Consider the following 17119-nt stretch of genomic DNA (forward strand, 5'->3'; position numbering starts at 1 on the left):
CGGGTTCGGCGTTCGCTCTGTCAGGCAGGCGACAATTGGGAGTGTTCATGGATAAGCGTTCACAGCTGATGACCGGACAATGGTTCAGTCATCTGCCAGCATCCTTTCAGGATAGTCTGCTGGCGGCGGCCCGGGAGCGGCGGCTGACGGCGGGGCAGCGGCTGTTTCAGCGCGGCGATGCGCCGTGCGGATTGTATGCGGTGCTCGACGGCGCGATCCGTATCGGAGCGGTGAGCGAGCAGGGCAAGGAGGCGTTGCTGAGCCTGGTGGAAGCGCCGCACTGGTTCGGCGAAATCTGCCTGTTCGATGGCCAGCCGCGCACCCATGACGCCTACGCTGTCGGGCCTTGCACCTTGCTGAACATCGCGCAAAACACCCTGCTGACAATCCTCGACGAGCAGCCGCTGTACTGGCGGCATCTGGCGTTGCTGATGAGCCAGAAATTGCGCCTGACCTTCATCAATCTTGAACAGTTGAGTTTGCTCCCGGCCCCGGCACGCCTGGCCCATCGCCTGTTGATGATCGCCGAAGGCTACGGCGAACTCGACCCGCCGCGCCGTGTGCTGCAACTGCCGCAGGAGCAATTGGCGTCGATGCTGTCGCTGTCACGGCAGACCACCAACCAGATCCTCAAGGATTTACAGGGGCAGGGGATTATCGGGCTGGGGTACGGCGAGATCGAAATTCTTGATGCCGTTCGATTGCGGGCGCTGGCCACACTCTGAAGAACACGGGTTTCCCCTGTGGGAGCGGGCTTGCTCGCGAAGGCGGTGCATCAGCTAACACATCATGAACTGACACACCGCCTTCGCGAGCAAGCCCGCTCCCACATTGGATCAATGTTGTTTCTACGAGCCGCGATAGGTCGAGAAGCCATAAGGGCTGAGCAGCAACGGGATGTGGTAGTGCTGGTCAGTCTGCTGCACCTGGAAAATCACCGGGATCTCCGGGAAGAACGTCTGGCGCTTGTTCTTCTCGAAATACTCGCCGGTCTTGAACACCACGCGGTATTCGCCCGCCTCGAAAGGCTGTTTGGCCGGGAACAGTTCGGCGATGCGTCCCTGTTCGTTGGTGGTGCCCTGGGCCAGTGGCTGCCAGTCCTGGCCGACATGTTTTTCCAGGGTCACGTTGATCCCGGGGGACGGCAGGCCGTTTTCCAGATTGAGCACGTGCACGCTCAGTGGGTTGCCGGCGGCCAGCGTCAGGCCTGAAACAGCGCTCAGGCCGACTGCGGCGAAGGTCATGCGCAGGGGGGTCATGGTCAGTCTCCTTATGGGGAACGGATGAGGGTCAGGCCGGCCTTTTCGGCGGCCTTGATGGCACAGTTTTCGTCTTGTTCGCCGCCGCCGGATCCGGCCACGCCCATGGCGCCCACCAGCTCATTGCCGGCGAACAACGGGATACCGCCGCCGAGCAACAGCAGCTCATCGAGGGTGTTGAGATTGGCGGTCTGCGGGTTGCTGCGGGCGTGCTCGGCAAACAGCCGGGTCGGGGTTTTCGTCGACAGCGCGGTGTAGGCCTTGCGCTGGCTGGCGGCGGTGTTGTGCGGGCCGATGCCATCGCCGCGCAGAGTCACCAGCAGGTTGCCGCCACGGTCGAGCACTGACACCGTGCCGGTGCAATTGCTCAGCGCCGAATCGGCCAGCAAGCGTGCGGTTTTCAGATCGAGGTCGGCGTGACGTGGCAGTTCCGGGCTGGCAACCGCGCTGGCGCTCAGGCCGATGGCGAGGCTCGCGACAAGATATTTGAAGGTCATGAACAGGCTCCGAAAGCGAAGGTCGCCACCATAGCCGGCGCTCTTCGTCAGAACCTCGTCAGTCGGATTACAAGTTTGTAATGGGCAACCGGACCGAAGGCGCCTAGCCTGTGTGCCTGATCAATCGAGGTGTGCCATGCGTTTGCTGGTCGTAGAAGATGAAGCCAAAACCGCGAATTTCCTTGCCAAAGGGCTGGGCGAGTCGGGTTTTGCCGTGGACGTGGCACTCAATGGCCTCGATGGGCGCTATTTCATCGAGCAGCAGGCATACGACCTGATCATCCTCGACGTGATGCTGCCGGGCCTCAATGGTTGGCAGTTGCTGCAACTGATCCGCCAGCGCGGCGCCACGCCGGTGCTGTTCCTGACCGCCAAGGACGCTATCGAAGACCGCGTGCGCGGACTGGAACTGGGCGCCGACGATTACTTGCTCAAACCCTTTGCCTTCGCCGAATTGCTCGCGCGGGTGCGCACGCTGCTGCGGCGTGGGCCGATGCGCGAGGCCGAGTCCTACTGCATCGCTGACCTTGAGATTGATGTGCTGCGGCGTCGGGTCAGTCGCGGCGGTCAGCGCATTGCCCTGACCAACAAGGAATTTGCCCTGTTGCAATTGCTCGCCAGTCGTCAGGGCGAAGTGTTGTCACGCACGCTGATCGCCTCCCAGGTGTGGAACCTGAATTTCGACAGCGACACCAACATGGTCGAAGTCGCGGTGCGCCGCTTGCGGGCCAAAGTCGATGACCCGTTCATGCCAAAACTGATCCACACCGTGCGCGGCGTCGGCTATCAGCTGGAAGCGCCCGACGATGCGCGCTAGGTCGATCGCCTGGCGTCTGGCGCTGGCGTTTGCCGTGGTCTGCGCGTTGGTGCTGAGTGCGATTGGCGTGTTTCTCTATCGCTCGCTGGCGTCGGAGATCGCTTACCGCGATGACCTGGCCCTGCTCGGCCGACTTGAGCAGGTGCGCGCGCTGCTCGCCGACAGCGACAGCCTTGACGCCTTGCAGGCGCGCCCGCGTCTCTATCAGAACATGCTCGGTAACCTCGACAGTCTGCTGTTGGTGCGGCGTGCCGACGGATCGAGCGTGATCGGCATCAACCCTCGTCAGCGCGAGTTGCCGGCGCTGAACGCCATCCCCCGCGAGCAGACGCCACAGCGTCACGACGTGCTGACCTGGCAGGCGCCGGACGGTGCCGAGCTGGCGTTGTTGTCCGGTGAAGCCCAAGGGCCGAACGGCGAGCCGCTGACGGTGATTGCCGGCAAGGTGCTCAGTGAACGTGAGCAGATGCTTGGCAGTTATCGTTTGCGCCTGTACCTGGCGGTCGGGCTCGGCGCGTTGCTCGCGTTTGCGCTGGGCCTGGTCCTGCTGCGCCGGGGTTTGCAACCGTTGCGGCAGTTGAGCGAGGCGGTGCGCGGAATTGATCTGCGCAGCCTTGATCAACGGTTATCGGCGAGCGGTACGCCGGCAGAGCTGCTCGAACCGGTGCAGGCGCTCAACGGCATGCTCGCCCGGCTGGACGACAGCGTGCAGCGGTTGTCGCAGTTTTCCGCTGACCTTGCGCACGAAATCCGCACGCCGTTGCACACCTTGCTGGCGAGCAACGGCCAGGCGCTGAATCACCCGCGCAGCACTGCGGAGTATCAGGAGCTGCTGGCCTCGAACATGGAAGAATTCGAACGCCTCAAGCGCATGGCCGAAAACCTGATGTTCCTCGCCCGCGCCGAACAGGCAGAACGGGCGCTCGAACGGCGGACGCTGGATCTGCACAGCGTCGGCAGTGAGCTCTGCGATTACTTTGAAGCGTTGGCCGATGACCGCGAGTTGCGCCTGAATAACCAGTTGCACGGCGAACTGCTGGCCGACCAGCAACTGCTGCAACGCGCCCTTGGTAACCTGTTGGCCAATGCGGTGCGGCACGCGGATGCAGGCACGCTGATCAGTCTTTGCCGCCGTGATGAACCTGGCATGTGCTGGTTGCAGGTGCACAACCTCGGCCCGGCCGTCGCGCCACAGCACCTGGGCAAATTGTTTGATCGCTTTTACCGGGTCGATCCGTCACGGGCGGAACCGGGGGATTCAGGTGGGTTGGGGCTGGCGATTGTGCAGTCGATCATGCAGTTGCATGGGGGGCGGGTGCGGGTGAGCAGTGATGCCACTGGTACCGTGTTTGAGTTGGGCTTTGAGGTGTTCTGACTGACGCCTTCGCGAGCAAGCCCGCTCCCACTTTGAAATACGTTCCCCTGTGGGAGCGAGCCTGCTCGCGAAGAGGCCCGTGAATTCCCCACAAATATTGGTTAGCGCAACTGATCGCGAAACTGCCCCGGCGTCATCCCGGTCCAGCGCTTGAACGCCCGACTGAAACTGCTGGTATCAGCAAACCCCAGCAGATAACTGACCTCGCTCAACGAACACTGCGGATCGCGCAGGTGCAGCAGCGCGAGGTTTTCGCGGCTCTCGTTGAGCAACGTGTCGAAGCGACACCCTTCATCCGCCAGATGCCGTTGCAGGCTGCGCAGGCTCAGGTGCAACGCCTGGGCGATGCGCTCGGCACCGGGCTCACCTTCGGGCAGTTGTTCTTCGATGGCGTCGCGCACCTTGCGCTCCCAGGTCAGCGGTTTGAGCTGGGCCAGGGTGCGCTTGAGCACCGCTTCGTTGTGTTCGGCCAATTCCGGGTTGGCGTCGTCAAGGTGGCTGTCGAAGTCGGCGAGGGCGAACTCCAGGCGGTCCTCGGCGGAGGAGAAATGCACCGGCGCGCGAAATACCTTGTGCCATTGGTGCGCATCGGACGGTTCCGGGCGGCGCAAGTACACCGCCAGCGGCGCGTAGTCGCGGCCCAGACGATTTCGACAAGTGCGCACGTAGATCGCGGCAAAGGCATCGATGGCCTCGAAGGCCGGCGCCGGATTACCTGACGGAATGTTCAGACGAAACAGATAACGGTCGTCGCTGCGGCTCAGTTCCAGCTCCAGCGCATCGCTGACCACCGGGTGATAACGCACGATGCGCTCGAACACTTCACGCAGGCTGCCGCTGGCCACCAGAGCATAACCGAGCGCATGGAACGTGGTCGGGCTGACGAACCGCGAGACCCGCAGGCCGATCGCCGGATCACCGCTGAACTGCACTGCCAGCTCCCACAGGCGTGTGGTGCCGGATAACGGGTAACGCGCGTTCGGGTCATCCATCAACTGCGGATCGAGGCCGGCCTGTTGGCACAGGCCGATACTGTCCAGCCCCAGCGCATCGAGTTGCTTGCGCAAGGCACGGGTCCAGCTGGCGAGGGAGGTCGGTTCCTTCATGCTGATTGGCGCTTCCGGTCAACAGGTTGGCGTTCTCGGCTAGCGTGTTCTGCAAATGCACAGGGCAGGATGCGAACATCGATAACCAGAGGATGGAAGCATGGACCGTACTTCTGCAAGCCCCCAGCGACACAATGCTGCCCAGCGATCAGCGCATATTCGCGAAGTGGTGCTGGCCAAGGGTGTCGAGTTGCGAGAGCGCTACCCGATTCTGCTGCATCAGGATGCGCTGGGCGCCGGGATTCTGGCCTTTGCCCTGGTCGGGATGATCGGTTCGGCAGCGCTCTACATCACTGGCCACATGGCGTGGTGGGTGTGCTTGCTGCTCAATGCGTTTTTCGCCTCGTTGACCCATGAGCTGGAGCACGACCTGATCCACAGCATGTACTTCCGCAAACAGCGCGTGCCGCACAATCTGATGATGGGCCTGGTGTGGCTGGCGCGGCCCAGCACGATCAACCCGTGGATTCGCCGGCACTTGCATCTCAATCATCACAAGGTCTCCGGCACTGAAACCGACATGGAAGAACGCGCGATCACCAACGGTGAACCGTGGGGCTTTGCGCGGTTGCTGATGGTCGGCGACAACGTGATGTCGGCGTTCATCCGCATGCTGCGGGCCAAGACCTGGGCGCACAAAATCAGCATCATCAAACGCAGCTTGAAGGTTTACGCGCCGCTGGCGCTGGTGCATTGGGGCGCGTGGTACGTGTTTCTCGGCTTCCATGCGGCGAATGGCATCGCCTATCTCGTGGGGTCGCCGATTGAATGGTCGGCGACCACGCTGTCGGTCATGCAAGTGATCGACATCGCGGCGGTGGTGATCATCGGCCCGAACGTGCTGCGCACGTTTTGCCTGCACTTCATCAGTTCGAACATGCATTACTACGGTGACGTCGAGCCAGGCAATGTGCTGCAGCAATGCCAGGTGCTGAATCCGTGGTGGTTGTGGCCGCTGCAGGCCTTTTGCTTCAACTTCGGCAGCAGCCACGGGATTCACCATTTCGTGGTCAAGGAACCGTTCTACATTCGCCAGATGACGGTGCCGGTGGCGCATGAAGTGATGCGTGAGATGGGGGTGCGGTTCAATGATTTCGGCACGTTTGGGCGGGCGAACCGGTTTGTTCGTCGGGATGAAGTGGTGCAGGAAGAGGTGCGCACTGCCAGGGCTTGATGAGTGAGTTTGCGGGCCTCTTCGCGAGCAAGCCCGCTCCCACAGGGGAACGCATTCCAACTGTGGGAGCGGGCTTGCTCGCGAAGGCGTCAGATCAGGCAACCTCAATCCGGCTGGAACGGCGAAGCACTGAGAATCACCCCGGTCTCCTCCCACAGGGGAACGCATTCCAACTGTAGGAGCGGGCTTGCTCGCGAAGGCGTCAGATCAGGCAACCTCAATCCGGCTGGAACGGCGAAGCACCGAGAATCACCCCGGTCTCCTCCCACAGGGGAACGCATTCCAACTGTGGGAGCGGGCTTGCTCGCGAAGGCGTCAGATCAGGCAACCTCAATCCGGCTGAAACGGCGAAGCACCGAGAGTCACCCCGGTCTCCTCCCACAGGGGAACGCGTTCCAACTGTGGGAGCGGGCTTGCTCGCGAAGGCGTCAGATCAGGCAACCTCAATCCGGTTGAAATGGCGAAGCACTGAGAATCACCCCGGTCTCCTCCACATACTGCTGCCAATGTCCGATCAAGCTGCTGAGCCGATCCGGCTGACTCAACGCCAGATCATGAATCTCCCCCGGATCACTCGCCAGATCATAAAGCTGCCAGGTCGCCGGCCCCACCGGCCCGGGGATCCACACCGCTTTCCACGACCCTTGCCGAATCGCCCGCCGTCCAAACAATTCCCAACCGGTGACGGTGTGCTCGTCATGCACCTGCGCCGTCTCGCCGGACAAAAAGCCCAGCCACGATTTGCCGCGTAACGGCGCCACCGGTTTGCCGTGCCATTGCTTGCCCGGGTGGCGTACGCCGGCCAGGTCGAGGATGGTCGGAGTGATGTCCATCACCGTGCCGAAGCCGTGGCTGATCTGCCCTTTGATTGGCAGTTGCGGGTAGTGCAGCAGCGCCGGCACACGAATCCCGCCCTCGGTGGTAAAGGCCTTGAACAGCCGTGACGGCGCGGTGGCCACCTGTGCCCAGTTTGGTCCGTACCAGACGTAGGAATTGGCCCGGCCGATGTTGTCCAGGCTGTTGTCGTAGTGCTGGTTCAGATAGGTCATCAACTCCGGGCCGAACTTGGGGAAGGCTTCCAGCAGCGCGCCTTCGGCTCCGTTGTCGGACATGAACAGAATGAAGGTGTTGTCCAGTTGCCCTTGCTGGCGCAGGTAATCGACCACCCGGCCGATGTTCCAGTCCATGCGCTCGACCATTGCTGCGTAGACCTCCATCGCCCGTGCGGAAATCTGTTTTTGCTCAGCGCTCAGCGCATCCCATTGCGCGCTCAGCTGGATCAGCGGGTGCGGTTCGACGTCGGGCTCGATCAGCCCGAGGGTTTTGAGTTTTTCCAGGCGTTCCAGGCGCAGCACCTCGGGACCTGAGTCGTAGCGGCCACGGTATTTCTCGACGATATCGGCCGGCGCCTGCAACGGCCAGTGCGGTGCGGAGAAGGGCAAATAGGCGAAGAACGGCCGGCTCTGATCACGCTCCTTGAGGTACTGCAGCAGCTTGTCGCCGAAGGCGTCCGACGAGTAAAAGTCCTTGGGTAATTCGTCGAGGAATGTGTCGTCTTCGATGTACAGCGCCGGGGTCGATTTCAGCAGGCCCGGGGTGTGCTCATCGTAAGTCGGCTCGAAACCGTAGTGGTTGGCCGCTCCCGGCAGCAGCGAGAACGAGCGCTCGAAACCACGGGCCTGCGGCGCCTGTTCAGCCTTCAAGCCCAAGTGCCATTTGCCGCTCATCAACGTCTGGTAACCGGCCTCGCGCAGCAGCTCGGGCAGGGCGACAACGCGGTCGTTCAAGTAGCCCTCGTAACCCGGTTTGCCGATCAGCTCCGGGGTCAGGGTTTCCGCCATGGTGCCGATGCCGGCGATGTGGTGATCGGTGCCGGTCAACAGCATCGAGCGAGTTGGCGAACAGGTTGGCGCGGTGTGGAAATCGGTCAATCGCAGGCCGTTGCTGGCCAGGGCATCAAGGTTCGGCGTGGCGATTTCGCCGCCGAAGGCACCGAGGTCGGAGAAGCCGAGATCGTCGGCCAGGATCACCAGAAAATTGGGACGTTGCGGCATCGATAAAGCTCCTCTCAACAGGCAATGAACGACAGCGGCAGATCGCGGATCTGCACCGGTACGCTCGGTTGGTAATGGTCGTCACTGGTCAGCTCGTGCAGCAGCTCTTCGCGCAGCTGATGGAAGTCGAAACTGCTGCGCTGGCGCGGATGCGGCAGGGCAATCTCGACCACTTGCTTGATCCGTCCCGGACGCGGCTCCATCACCACCACGCGGTCGGCCAGAAAGATCGCTTCCTCGACGTCGTGGGTGACCAGAATCGTGGTGATTTTCGCCCGGGCACGAATCGCCAGCAGCTCGTCCTGCATCTGCTGGCGGGTCAGTGCGTCGAGCGCGCCGAAGGGTTCGTCGAGCAACAGGATCCTTGGGCTGGCGACCAGCCCGCGAGCAATCGCCACGCGCTGCGCCATGCCGCCAGAGAGCTGGTGTGGATAGGCGCGGGTGAAGTCACGCAGGCCGACCAGCTCGATGAAATCGTTGATGCGCCGCTGCTTTTCGGCGGCAGCCAGTGGCTCGTTGACCAGGCCCAGGCCGATGTTGTCGGCCACGGTCAACCACGGAAACAAACGGTGTTCCTGAAACACGATGCCGCGTTCGCCGCCAATGCCGCTGACGGCTTTGCCATCCACCGTGATCTGCCCGCGAAACTGCGTGTCGAGGCCCACCAGCAAACGCAGCAAGGTGGATTTGCCGCAACCGCTGGAGCCGACAATGGCGACGAATTCGCCCTCGGCGATGTCCAGGTTGAATTCGCGAATCGCCTCCAGTTCGAAACCGTCGACGTCGAAGGATTTGCCTACGTGGGTGAAGCTGACAATCGGTGCGTTCATGCGTGTCTCCAGCGGGTGGCGCGAATTTCCAGGCGTTGGCCAACAAGGTTGAGCAGGGCGCCGGTCAGCCCGACCAGGAGCATTCCGGCCATGATCAGGTCCATGCGCAGCAGCTGTTGGGCGCCGATCATCTGGCTGCCGATGCCGCCGTTGGACGGCATGAAATATTCGGCGCCGATGGTGCCGAGCCAGGCGTAGATCAGGCTCAGGCGCAGCCCGGCGAAAATTCCCGGCGCCGCCCCCGGCAACACCAGTCGGCGCAAGCGCTGACCGAGGTTCAGGCGTAGCACCTGCGCGGCTTCGTTGAGTTGTGGCGAGAGGTTGGCGACGCTGCGTTGGGTGGCGATGAACAGCGGGAAGAACGCGGCGAGGGCGACGAATATCCACTTCGCCAGTTCACCGAGACCGAACCACGCGGTAAGCAGCGGCACCCAGGCAAAAATCGCAATCTGCCGCAGGGCGGCGAGTGTCGGGCCGAGCAACCGTTCGCTGGTGCGCGACAGGCCCAGCAGCAGGCCGAGGGCGAAACCGAGCCCGCCACCCAACAACAATCCACCGACGGTGCGGCCGAGGCTCAAGGCCATGCCGCTGATCAACGTGCCGTCGAGCAGGCCGTTTTTAGTCGTTTCCAGCACTGCCACCGGGCTGACCAGAATGTTCGCGTCGATCCATTGCTGATCGCTCGCCACTTGCCACACGCCAATCAGGCCCAGCGGCAACAGCCACGGTTGCAGACGTTGCCAGCCTTCATAGCGCGGGCCGCGGCGGATTTCTGCGGTGGCCGGGTGCGGCCAGTGCACCAGTTTGCGGTCGAGCAAGCCGATGCCGCGATCCATCGCCACGCCGAGCAGGCCGATGACTACGATGCACACGAACACGATGTCGAGCATGAACAGTTGCCGCGCCCAGACCATCAGGTAGCCGATGCCTTCGCTGGACGCCAGCAGCTCCACCGCCAGCAATGAAGTCCAGCCAGCGGCCAGTGCCAGGCGCACGCCGGCCATGAACGCCGGCAGCGCGGCGGGCAGCACCAGACGGCGGATCAGCAGGTATGGAGGCAGGCGCAAGACGGCGGCGGCTTCGCGCAGTTTCGGTTGTGCATCACGGACGCCGACCAGTGTGTGCAGGGTCACCGGGACCACGATGGCTTTGATCAGCACCACCAGTTTCAGCACTTCGCCGATACCGAAAAACACCATGAACAGCGGAATCCACGCCAGCGTCGGCACCTGTGCCAGACCGGCGAACGTCGGAAAGACCAGCCGTTCGAGGCGCCGGCTGAAACCCAGCGCGGCACCCAGAACTGCCCCAGTGGATATGCCTGCCAGCAAACCCCAGAGCAGGCGTTGCAGGCTGATCCACAGATGACTCCACAACTCGCCCTGGGACAGCTCGATGGCGCTGTTCCACACCAGTGATGGCGCCGGCAGGATCTGTTCGCTCATCCATTGATTGCGCGCCGCCAGCCACCACAGGGCGAACAGGCTGATCGGCAGCAGCCAGGGCAACAGACGCTGGTTGAGACGTGGCCACGCCCGCCAACGTTTGAGCGGCGGCGCAGGCAGCGACAGGCTGAGCAGGGAATCACGGGCCATGGGTGACCTCCGTTGTCGGGTTGCATGGCTGACCGCTGTGCGGGTGTGGGCTAGCTCACGAAGGTGGAGTGTCAGGCGCCAGTGATGGTGGATGACACGGTCTCTTCGCGAGCAAGCCTGCTCCCGCAGCGGGTTAGCGGTGTATGCAAAATTGGTCTAATAAAATTCAAATCAATTCTATTAAGAGATAAGCAAGACCATTTAAGGCCTCCAGCGCGATGCGCATCCAATGCATTCGAAGAATATTTTCGATGCTGTTAATGCATAGGCCGCTGCAAGCCGCGTTTTTGCTCGCTTAGCGTAAAAAGATATAAAAATGTGCATTTATAGTATTTAAGCGAAGGTCCTGCTTCGGCCTACTTTCGGCTCCTCAACGCCCGTCGTGATCAAGGAGCCGCACCCATGAACCTTCCCTTCAAACGTGTCTTCAGCCTGTTGACCATCCCGGCGCTGGCGGGGCTGCTGGCCTTTACCGCGCACGCCGACGAACTCAAGGAAATCAGGATCGCCGTGCCCGACTTGAGCGCCGGCACCCAGCACAGCGGTGGCGGCGTGGTGGACGTGCTGCGCGATCGGCAGATCTTCGAAAAGGCCTTTGCCGATCAGGGCATCAAGATTCAGTGGAGTTTCTTCAAGGGTGCCGGGCCGGTGATCAATGAGGCGTTCGCCAACGGGCAGGTCGATCTGGCGTATCTGGGCGATCTGGCGGCGATCATCGGCAAGTCCAACGGTCTCGATACGCGTCTGCTCAGCGCCAGTGCGCGCGGGGTGAAGCAGTATCTGGGCGTGGTGCCGGGTTCGGGGATCAAGACCTTGCAGGATCTCAAGGGCAAGCGCGTGGCGATCTTCCGTGGCACCGCCACGCAGTTGTCGTTTGACGCGGCACTGGCCAGCCAGGGTTTGAGCGAGAAGGACTTGAAGGTGATCAACCTCGACTTCAGCGGCGCGGTCGCGGCACTGGCGGCCAAACAGATCGACGCGTCGTGGGGCAGTTCAGGGCTGACGGCGCTGCAAGCCAAGGGGCTGGCGGAATTGCCACTGAACACCAAAGACCTGGGCGGCGCCGGCAGCGTGCAGTCGGTGCTGGTGGGGGCCGGCAAGTTTGTCGACGGGCATCCGGAAGTCGTGGCGAAACTGCTCAAGGCGCAGCAGCAGGCGGTGGAGTGGTTGACCCAGGACAGCAACAAGGAGGCCTATGTGCAACTAGTGTCGGGGCTGGCAAGTTATCCACCGGTGATCCTGTCGCAGGATCTGCAGGATCAGAAACTCAGCGAAGTGTTCCCGTCGACGCTGGACCCGGTGTTCCTCGGCAAATTGCAGGACTCGGTGGACTTGGCGGCGCAGCAGAAGCTGATTCGCAAGCCGTTCAAGGTCAGCGATTGGGTGGCGCCTGAGTTGGCGGCGGCCAAGCTCTGAATCTCCGTCGTCTGGTCGGGCCTCTTCGCGAGCAAGCCCGCTCCCACCTGGAAATGCATTCCAACTGTGGGAGCGGGCTTGCTCGCGAAAGGGTCCTAAACCGCGACGCTGACCTCCTGCTTATCCACCGCCACCAACGTCTCGATCATCGCCCGCGCCGCCGGCGACAGCCTGAATCCGGTGCGACTGACAATCCCGCAGCGTGCATTCATGCTCTCCAGATTCTGCGGCAGGTTGCGCCAGTGCAGCAGCGCCAGCGAACCCTGGGCAATGTCCTCGACGAACGCCTCTTCCGTGCCCACGCCAATCGCATTCGATTGCAGCACCACTTTCACCAGTGCCGGGAAATGCTCGGTCTCGATGGTCGGCGAAAAATCGATCCTGCCACTGAGGTTCGCCAGCAGTTTGCGGATGCCCGGCGGGATCAGCGTGGTCGCCAGCGGGTAATCGAACATGTCGTTGGTCGACAGACTTTCCTTGGCCAGCAACGGATGCCCCGGGCGGCAGAAAAATACCCCGCGCTTGGGCGTCAGGGCCTGGGTCTGGAAGTTTGGGTCGGCCTCGAAATGGCGGATGTCGGCGATGAAGAATTCGATTTCCTCGCGGCTCAGCGCGCGGCTGAGTTTTTCCCAGTTATCCACCTGAAAACAGGTGCGCACTTTCGGGTGTGCATTGATGAATTGCGCGACTGCATCCGGTACCAACTTCACCGCCGGCGCCGGGCCGCAACCGAAGTGCAGTTCACCGGCATCGAGCTTGGTCATCTGCGTCACCTCGGCACTGAGCAGCGCGGCGCCCTGCACCAGGCTCAGGGCGTGTTGCAGTACCACCTGGCCCTCGGGCGTGGGGCGCAGATCCTTGTTGCCGCGATCCACCAGCACGCAACCGAACTCCTGCTCCAGCCCCTGAATGCTACGGCTGAACGCCGGTTGGGTGATGCCCATCGCGTCCGCCGCACGGACAAAACTGCGGTGTTCGTTGAGGGCGATGAAGTAACGCAACTGGCGAAGATCCATATGCTTTTTCGGCATCCTAAAAATAGCTCGAAGGCATTTGCGACGAGGGTTGCTTGAGGTTTTAAATGCAAGCTCTTATTCCGTCAACGAAGCATGTGAATATCTATTAGATGTAAATGGAATATAGATAGAGCGATGTTTCGCTGCCGCCCAACCGCAAGCAGTCGATGAGGGTCTACCCATGAGCAATGCCGCACTCGCTGTAAAACCCGCTGTCCACGCGCTGGAAATCCATCCGGTGGCCGGTCGTATCGGCGCCGAGATTCGTGGCGTGCACCTGTCCGGTGAGCTGGACGCCGCTACGGTCGAAGCCATTCAGCAGGCGTTGATCCAGTACAAGGTCGTGTTCTTCCGCGAGCAGACCCAACTCGACGATCAGCGCCAGGAAGCCTTCGCCCATCTGCTCGGCGAACCTGTGGCGCATCCAACTGTGCCGGTGCGTGAGGGCACGCGTTATCTGCTGGAACTGGACGGTGCCGAGGGCCAGCGCGCCAACTCCTGGCACACCGACGTGACGTTCGTCGACGCCTACCCGAAAGCCTCGATCCTGCGCTCGGTGGTCGCCCCGGCCTTCGGTGGCGACACCCTGTGGGCCAACACTGCGACCGCTTACAGCGAACTGCCAAGCGAGCTGCGTGAACTGGCGGACAAACTGGTTGCTGTGCACAGTAACGAATACGACTACGCCGGTGCCAAGCCGGACGTGTCGGCGGAGAAGCTCGAGCGCTATCGCAAAATCTTCACCTCGACCGTCTACGAGACCGAGCATCCGGTGGTGCGTGTGCATCCGATCAGTGGCGAAAAAAGCTTGCTGCTGGGGCATTTCGTCAAACGCATCAAGGGTTACTCGCAGGCTGATTCGGCGCACCTGTTCGCGTTGTTGCAGAGCCACGTGATTCGTCAGGAAAACACCGTGCGCTGGCGCTGGAAGGCCGGTGACGTGGCGATCTGGGATAACCGTTCGACCCAGCATTACGCGATTGATGATTACGGCACCCAGGATCGCATCGTGCGGCGGGTGACGCTCAAGGGTGAAGTGCCGGTTGGGGCTTCGGGGCAGCGCAGTCAAACGATCAAAGGTGCCGAGCTCGTCGGCGTCTGATCGGGCCTCTTCGCGAGCTAGCCCGCTCCCACAGTGGAAATGTGTGGAACGCAATGGATGTGAACGACACATAACCCTGTGGGAGCGGGCTTGCTCGCGAAGCTTTTAATCACCAGACACCGATCTGTACCACCTTCTCGCTCTCCGGCTCTCCATATCGAAACCGCTGCCCGCGCAAATCAATCTCCTGATGACTGATCGTGGTGCGCCGCTTCAACCCACGCACCCATTCAAACAAATACCCCGCATGCTCCTCGCGCACCACCGCATACGCCGGATCTTCGCCCAAATCACGCAGCTCCTGCGGATCATTCAGCAGGTCAAACAACTGTGGCCGGAAGCCGTCGTACGCCAGGTATTTCCAGCGTTCGCTGCGCACCATGGTCATGCGGCAACGGTCGATCGGCTGGCCGAGTCGCTCACGTGCCGGGGCTTGAAAGGCGTAGTCGTATTCGCTGATTGCATAGCGGCGCCATTCAGGATTTTCGCCGTGCAACAGCGGGATCAGCGAGCGCCCTTCCAGTCGATGTTCGGCCTTTGGCAAACCCAATGCCTGCAGAAACGTCGGCAACGCGTCGATGGTTTCCGCCAGGCGCTCATCCACCGTGCCCCGAGTGATGTCTGCCGCCGCGCGAGGATCGCGCACGATCAGCGGCACGCCCACCGCCTGCTCCAGCAAAAACTCCTTCTCGCCCAGCCAGTGATCACCGAGAAAGTCGCCGTGATCGCTGGTGAACACGATCAGCGTGTCCTCCCAGCGGCCGTTGCTCTGCAGAAAATCGAACAGCCGCCCGAGCTGATCATCCACTTGCTTGATCAGGCCCATGTAGGTGGGGATTACGTTCAATCGTACTGAGTCACGGGAGAAGTTGAGACTTTCCTCATGCTGGCGAAACGCCGTGTATACGGGGTGTTTGCTGGCTTCGGAGGGCGTCGCGCGGACCGGTTCGAGAATCGATTTCGTACTGTACAAGGTGTGGTATGGCGCCGGTACGATGTAGGGCCAGTGCGGTTTGATGTAGGACAGGTGCAAACACCAGGATTTGTCACCTTGCTCACCGATGAAGTCGATGGCTCGATTTGTAGTGTAGACAGTCTCTGAAAATTGCTCGGGAATTCGCGCTGGCAAATGCGCATGACGCATCTGCCAGCCGCTGAGGATTTCGCCGTTCTCGCCTTCGGCGGCGTTGGCCCAGTCGTGCCAGGGGTTGCGCCCGTCGAAGCCCTGCTCGCGCAGGTAATGGGTGTAGGGCGCGGATTCGCGTTTGGCGTCGAACAGCGGGTCGTCGGGGAAGATCCCGTCGTGGCGAAAGTACGGTTCGAAGCCGACCTCGTTGAGCACCTCGGCCTGCGCGCTGTCCGGGTTGATCGCCAGCCGCTGCAGCGCGTCGACATTGGCCGTGGCGTGGGTCTTGCCGACCAGCGCGGTGCGGATGCCGTGGGGGCGCAGGTAGTCGCCGATCGTCAGTTCTTCCAGCGGTAACGGCACGGCGTTCCACGCCACTTGGTGGCTGCTGACATAGCGCCCGGTGTAGGCCGACATTCGCGATGGCCCGCAGATCGTGCCTTGGGTGTAGGCACGGCTGAAGCGCACGCCGGCGGCGGCCAGGCGATCGATGTTCGGCGTGTGCAGATGCGGGTGGCCGTAGCAGGACAGGTAATCGCGGCGCAGTTGATCGCACATGATGTACAGCACGTTGCGCACGGGGTTTGGCGGGTTGGACATGGGGTTCACCGGTCAGAGAGACAGGCGAGGGTTTTCGCTTTCGGCGGGGTGTTCGGCAAGTGCATTTTGGGAATGGGTTTTATGCAGTGGATGCATCGGTGTCTGTGACGACGCCTTCGCGAGCAAGCCCGCTCCCACAGGCGTACGCACATCCAGATGTGGGAGCGGGCTTGCTCGCGAAGGCGGTCGCTCAGACGGCAAAATTCTCCAGCGAACACACCTCATCATCCACCGCATCAATCGCCTTGATCTGCTCAATCATCGCCTCCGCCAGCGGCGACAACCGATACCCCGCGCGGCTGACAATCCCATAACGGGTGTACAGCTCCTCCAGATCATCCGCCAGGCCCTCGATCTTCAAGCACACCAACTCACCTTTGGCCTGATGCAGAGCATCGGAGTACGCGCCAACGATCCCGATCGCGTCCGAACGCAAAACAACGCTGAGCAGGCTGGAACTGTTTTCGCATTCCACATTGGGCGTGAAGTCCGGGCGGCCGCTGAGATCGACGATGACCTTGCGCAGGTTCGGCGGACGGATGCTCACCGCCAGTGGATAACTCATCAGTTGCTCGGCCGTGACCCGTTCACAAGTGGCCAGCGGATGCCCGGCACGACAACAGAAATGCCATTTGCGCGGACGTAATCGATAGGTCAGGTAATCCGGATCGGCCTCGAAGTACCGGGTGTCGGCGACAAAGAATTCGAACTCCTCGTTGAGCAGGCGTTTGCTCAGGCTCTGCCAGTCATCGACCTGAAACTGCACCCGCGCCTTCGGATAACGCCCGATGAACGCGCCGATCGCTCGCGGGATCAATCCGGCCGCTGGCGCCGGGCCGCAACCGAAGCGCAGCTCACCGGCCTCCAGGCCATTGAACTGATTGATCTCGTTGGCCATTTGCTGCGCACCGCTGACCAGTCGCCGTGCATGTTCGAGCAGCACCTGGCCTTGTTTCGTTGGCGGCAAATCCTTGCGCCCGCGATCGACCAACTGGCAGCCGACGCTGTGCTCCAGTGCCTGAATACTGCGGCTGAACGCCGATTGCGACAGGTTCACCGCCTGCGCGCCAGCGACGAAGCTGCGTTGTTCGGCGAGGGCGATGAAGTGTCGTAACTGGCGCAAGTCGATATGCATTTTTCACATAAAAAATA

General features: G+C 61.8%; 15 protein-coding genes. 6 read left to right on the top strand and 9 right to left on the bottom strand.

Translation table 11 applies throughout. From position 1 onward, the window contains the following. The first annotated feature begins 47 nt into the window (after positions 1-47). Complete coding sequence (locus tag AC0J41_RS27745; protein WP_473014124.1) at positions 48-725, top strand: Crp/Fnr family transcriptional regulator; 678 nt, start codon at positions 48-50, stop codon at positions 723-725. A 123-nt stretch (positions 726-848) separates the two neighbouring features. Here the strand turns inward: AC0J41_RS27745 and uraH are convergent, their stop codons facing one another. Both uraH and AC0J41_RS27755 read right to left on the bottom strand, forming a co-directional pair. After that, positions 849-1259, bottom strand: coding sequence for a hydroxyisourate hydrolase (uraH, locus tag AC0J41_RS27750; protein WP_473014125.1), 411 nt, complete (start codon positions 1257-1259; stop codon positions 849-851). Positions 1260-1270: 11 nt separating this feature from the next. Then, positions 1271-1756, bottom strand: a complete 486-nt coding sequence (locus AC0J41_RS27755; protein WP_025113393.1) for a GlcG/HbpS family heme-binding protein — start codon at positions 1754-1756, stop codon at positions 1271-1273. 136 nt (positions 1757-1892) lie between these two features. On the opposite strand from AC0J41_RS27755, the gene AC0J41_RS27760 reads away from it, so the two are divergent. Both AC0J41_RS27760 and AC0J41_RS27765 read left to right on the top strand, forming a co-directional pair. Beyond that, positions 1893-2573 (top strand): heavy metal response regulator transcription factor, encoded by a 681-nt coding sequence (locus AC0J41_RS27760; protein ID WP_025113392.1) that lies wholly within the window; start codon positions 1893-1895, stop codon positions 2571-2573. After that, positions 2563-3948: a heavy metal sensor histidine kinase gene (locus AC0J41_RS27765; RefSeq protein WP_473014126.1), complete on the top strand. Its 1386-nt coding sequence runs from the start codon at positions 2563-2565 to the stop codon at positions 3946-3948. Before AC0J41_RS27760 ends, AC0J41_RS27765 begins: the two co-directional genes overlap by 11 nt. A 101-nt stretch (positions 3949-4049) precedes the next feature. Here the strand turns inward: AC0J41_RS27765 and AC0J41_RS27770 are convergent, their stop codons facing one another. Beyond that, positions 4050-5054 (bottom strand): AraC family transcriptional regulator, encoded by a 1005-nt coding sequence (locus tag AC0J41_RS27770; protein WP_025113390.1) that lies wholly within the window; start codon positions 5052-5054, stop codon positions 4050-4052. A 100-nt stretch (positions 5055-5154) separates the two neighbouring features. Here AC0J41_RS27770 and AC0J41_RS27775 point away from each other — a divergent pair, with 100 nt between their 5' ends. Next, entirely contained in the window at positions 5155-6228 is a 1074-nt protein-coding gene (locus AC0J41_RS27775; RefSeq protein ID WP_473014127.1) for a fatty acid desaturase, read from the top strand. Positions 6229-6671: 443 nt separating this feature from the next. Here AC0J41_RS27775 and AC0J41_RS27780 read toward each other — a convergent pair whose 3' ends face one another. From AC0J41_RS27780 to AC0J41_RS27790, 3 genes are read right to left on the bottom strand one after another with little or no spacing between them, the layout of a single operon-like run. Continuing rightward, a complete protein-coding gene (locus tag AC0J41_RS27780) occupies positions 6672-8282 on the bottom strand; it encodes an arylsulfatase (RefSeq protein ID WP_473014128.1) in 1611 nt (536 codons plus the stop codon). Between the two features lie 14 nt (positions 8283-8296). Then, entirely contained in the window at positions 8297-9112 is an 816-nt protein-coding gene (locus tag AC0J41_RS27785; protein ID WP_025111033.1) for an ABC transporter ATP-binding protein, read from the bottom strand. Further along, positions 9109-10707 (bottom strand): ABC transporter permease, encoded by a 1599-nt coding sequence (locus tag AC0J41_RS27790; protein WP_473014129.1) that lies wholly within the window; start codon positions 10705-10707, stop codon positions 9109-9111. Before AC0J41_RS27790 ends, AC0J41_RS27785 begins: the two co-directional genes overlap by 4 nt. A 402-nt stretch (positions 10708-11109) precedes the next feature. Here AC0J41_RS27790 and AC0J41_RS27795 point away from each other — a divergent pair, with 402 nt between their 5' ends. Further along, positions 11110-12123, top strand: coding sequence for an ABC transporter substrate-binding protein (locus AC0J41_RS27795; protein WP_025111031.1), 1014 nt, complete (start codon positions 11110-11112; stop codon positions 12121-12123). A gap of 95 nt (positions 12124-12218) precedes the next feature. On the opposite strand, the gene AC0J41_RS27800 is transcribed toward AC0J41_RS27795, so the two are convergent. Continuing rightward, positions 12219-13139 carry a LysR family transcriptional regulator gene (locus tag AC0J41_RS27800; RefSeq protein WP_025111030.1) on the bottom strand — a complete coding sequence of 307 codons (921 nt, stop codon included), beginning with the start codon at positions 13137-13139 and terminating at the stop codon, positions 12219-12221. A gap of 181 nt (positions 13140-13320) precedes the next feature. On the opposite strand from AC0J41_RS27800, the gene AC0J41_RS27805 reads away from it, so the two are divergent. Further along, on the top strand, positions 13321-14241 hold the full coding sequence (locus AC0J41_RS27805; RefSeq protein ID WP_473014130.1) for a TauD/TfdA dioxygenase family protein: 921 nt from the start codon (positions 13321-13323) through the stop codon (positions 14239-14241). 109 nt (positions 14242-14350) lie between these two features. Here the strand turns inward: AC0J41_RS27805 and AC0J41_RS27810 are convergent, their stop codons facing one another. Together AC0J41_RS27810 and AC0J41_RS27815 are read right to left on the bottom strand one after the other, a co-directional pair. Further along, positions 14351-15967: an alkaline phosphatase family protein gene (locus AC0J41_RS27810; protein WP_473014131.1), complete on the bottom strand. Its 1617-nt coding sequence runs from the start codon at positions 15965-15967 to the stop codon at positions 14351-14353. A gap of 190 nt (positions 15968-16157) precedes the next feature. Beyond that, complete coding sequence (locus tag AC0J41_RS27815; RefSeq protein ID WP_025111027.1) at positions 16158-17102, bottom strand: LysR family transcriptional regulator; 945 nt, start codon at positions 17100-17102, stop codon at positions 16158-16160. Positions 17103-17119: the final 17 nt, after the last annotated feature.

The sequence above is a fragment of the Pseudomonas sp. Arb-4-2C genome (assembly GCF_055755015.1).

What these genes read in the sequence shown, in the direction of transcription:
- AC0J41_RS27795 (WP_025111031.1), top strand. Translation starts at nt 11,110, where the DNA reads ATGAACCTTCCCTTCAAACGTGTCTTCAGCCTGTTGACCATCCCGGCG.
- AC0J41_RS27745 (WP_473014124.1), top strand. Translation starts at nt 48, where the DNA reads ATGGATAAGCGTTCACAGCTGATGACCGGACAATGGTTCAGTCATCTG.
- AC0J41_RS27765 (WP_473014126.1), top strand. Translation starts at nt 2,563, where the DNA reads ATGCGCGCTAGGTCGATCGCCTGGCGTCTGGCGCTGGCGTTTGCCGTG.
- AC0J41_RS27785 (WP_025111033.1), bottom strand. Translation starts at nt 9,112, where the DNA reads ATGAACGCACCGATTGTCAGCTTCACCCACGTAGGCAAATCCTTCGAC.
- AC0J41_RS27755 (WP_025113393.1), bottom strand. Translation starts at nt 1,756, where the DNA reads ATGACCTTCAAATATCTTGTCGCGAGCCTCGCCATCGGCCTGAGCGCC.
- AC0J41_RS27810 (WP_473014131.1), bottom strand. Translation starts at nt 15,967, where the DNA reads ATGTCCAACCCGCCAAACCCCGTGCGCAACGTGCTGTACATCATGTGC.
- AC0J41_RS27800 (WP_025111030.1), bottom strand. Translation starts at nt 13,139, where the DNA reads ATGGATCTTCGCCAGTTGCGTTACTTCATCGCCCTCAACGAACACCGC.
- AC0J41_RS27780 (WP_473014128.1), bottom strand. Translation starts at nt 8,282, where the DNA reads ATGCCGCAACGTCCCAATTTTCTGGTGATCCTGGCCGACGATCTCGGC.
- AC0J41_RS27770 (WP_025113390.1), bottom strand. Translation starts at nt 5,054, where the DNA reads ATGAAGGAACCGACCTCCCTCGCCAGCTGGACCCGTGCCTTGCGCAAG.
- uraH (WP_473014125.1), bottom strand. Translation starts at nt 1,259, where the DNA reads ATGACCCCCCTGCGCATGACCTTCGCCGCAGTCGGCCTGAGCGCTGTT.
- AC0J41_RS27805 (WP_473014130.1), top strand. Translation starts at nt 13,321, where the DNA reads ATGAGCAATGCCGCACTCGCTGTAAAACCCGCTGTCCACGCGCTGGAA.
- AC0J41_RS27790 (WP_473014129.1), bottom strand. Translation starts at nt 10,707, where the DNA reads ATGGCCCGTGATTCCCTGCTCAGCCTGTCGCTGCCTGCGCCGCCGCTC.
- AC0J41_RS27815 (WP_025111027.1), bottom strand. Translation starts at nt 17,102, where the DNA reads ATGCATATCGACTTGCGCCAGTTACGACACTTCATCGCCCTCGCCGAA.
- AC0J41_RS27760 (WP_025113392.1), top strand. Translation starts at nt 1,893, where the DNA reads ATGCGTTTGCTGGTCGTAGAAGATGAAGCCAAAACCGCGAATTTCCTT.
- AC0J41_RS27775 (WP_473014127.1), top strand. Translation starts at nt 5,155, where the DNA reads ATGGACCGTACTTCTGCAAGCCCCCAGCGACACAATGCTGCCCAGCGA.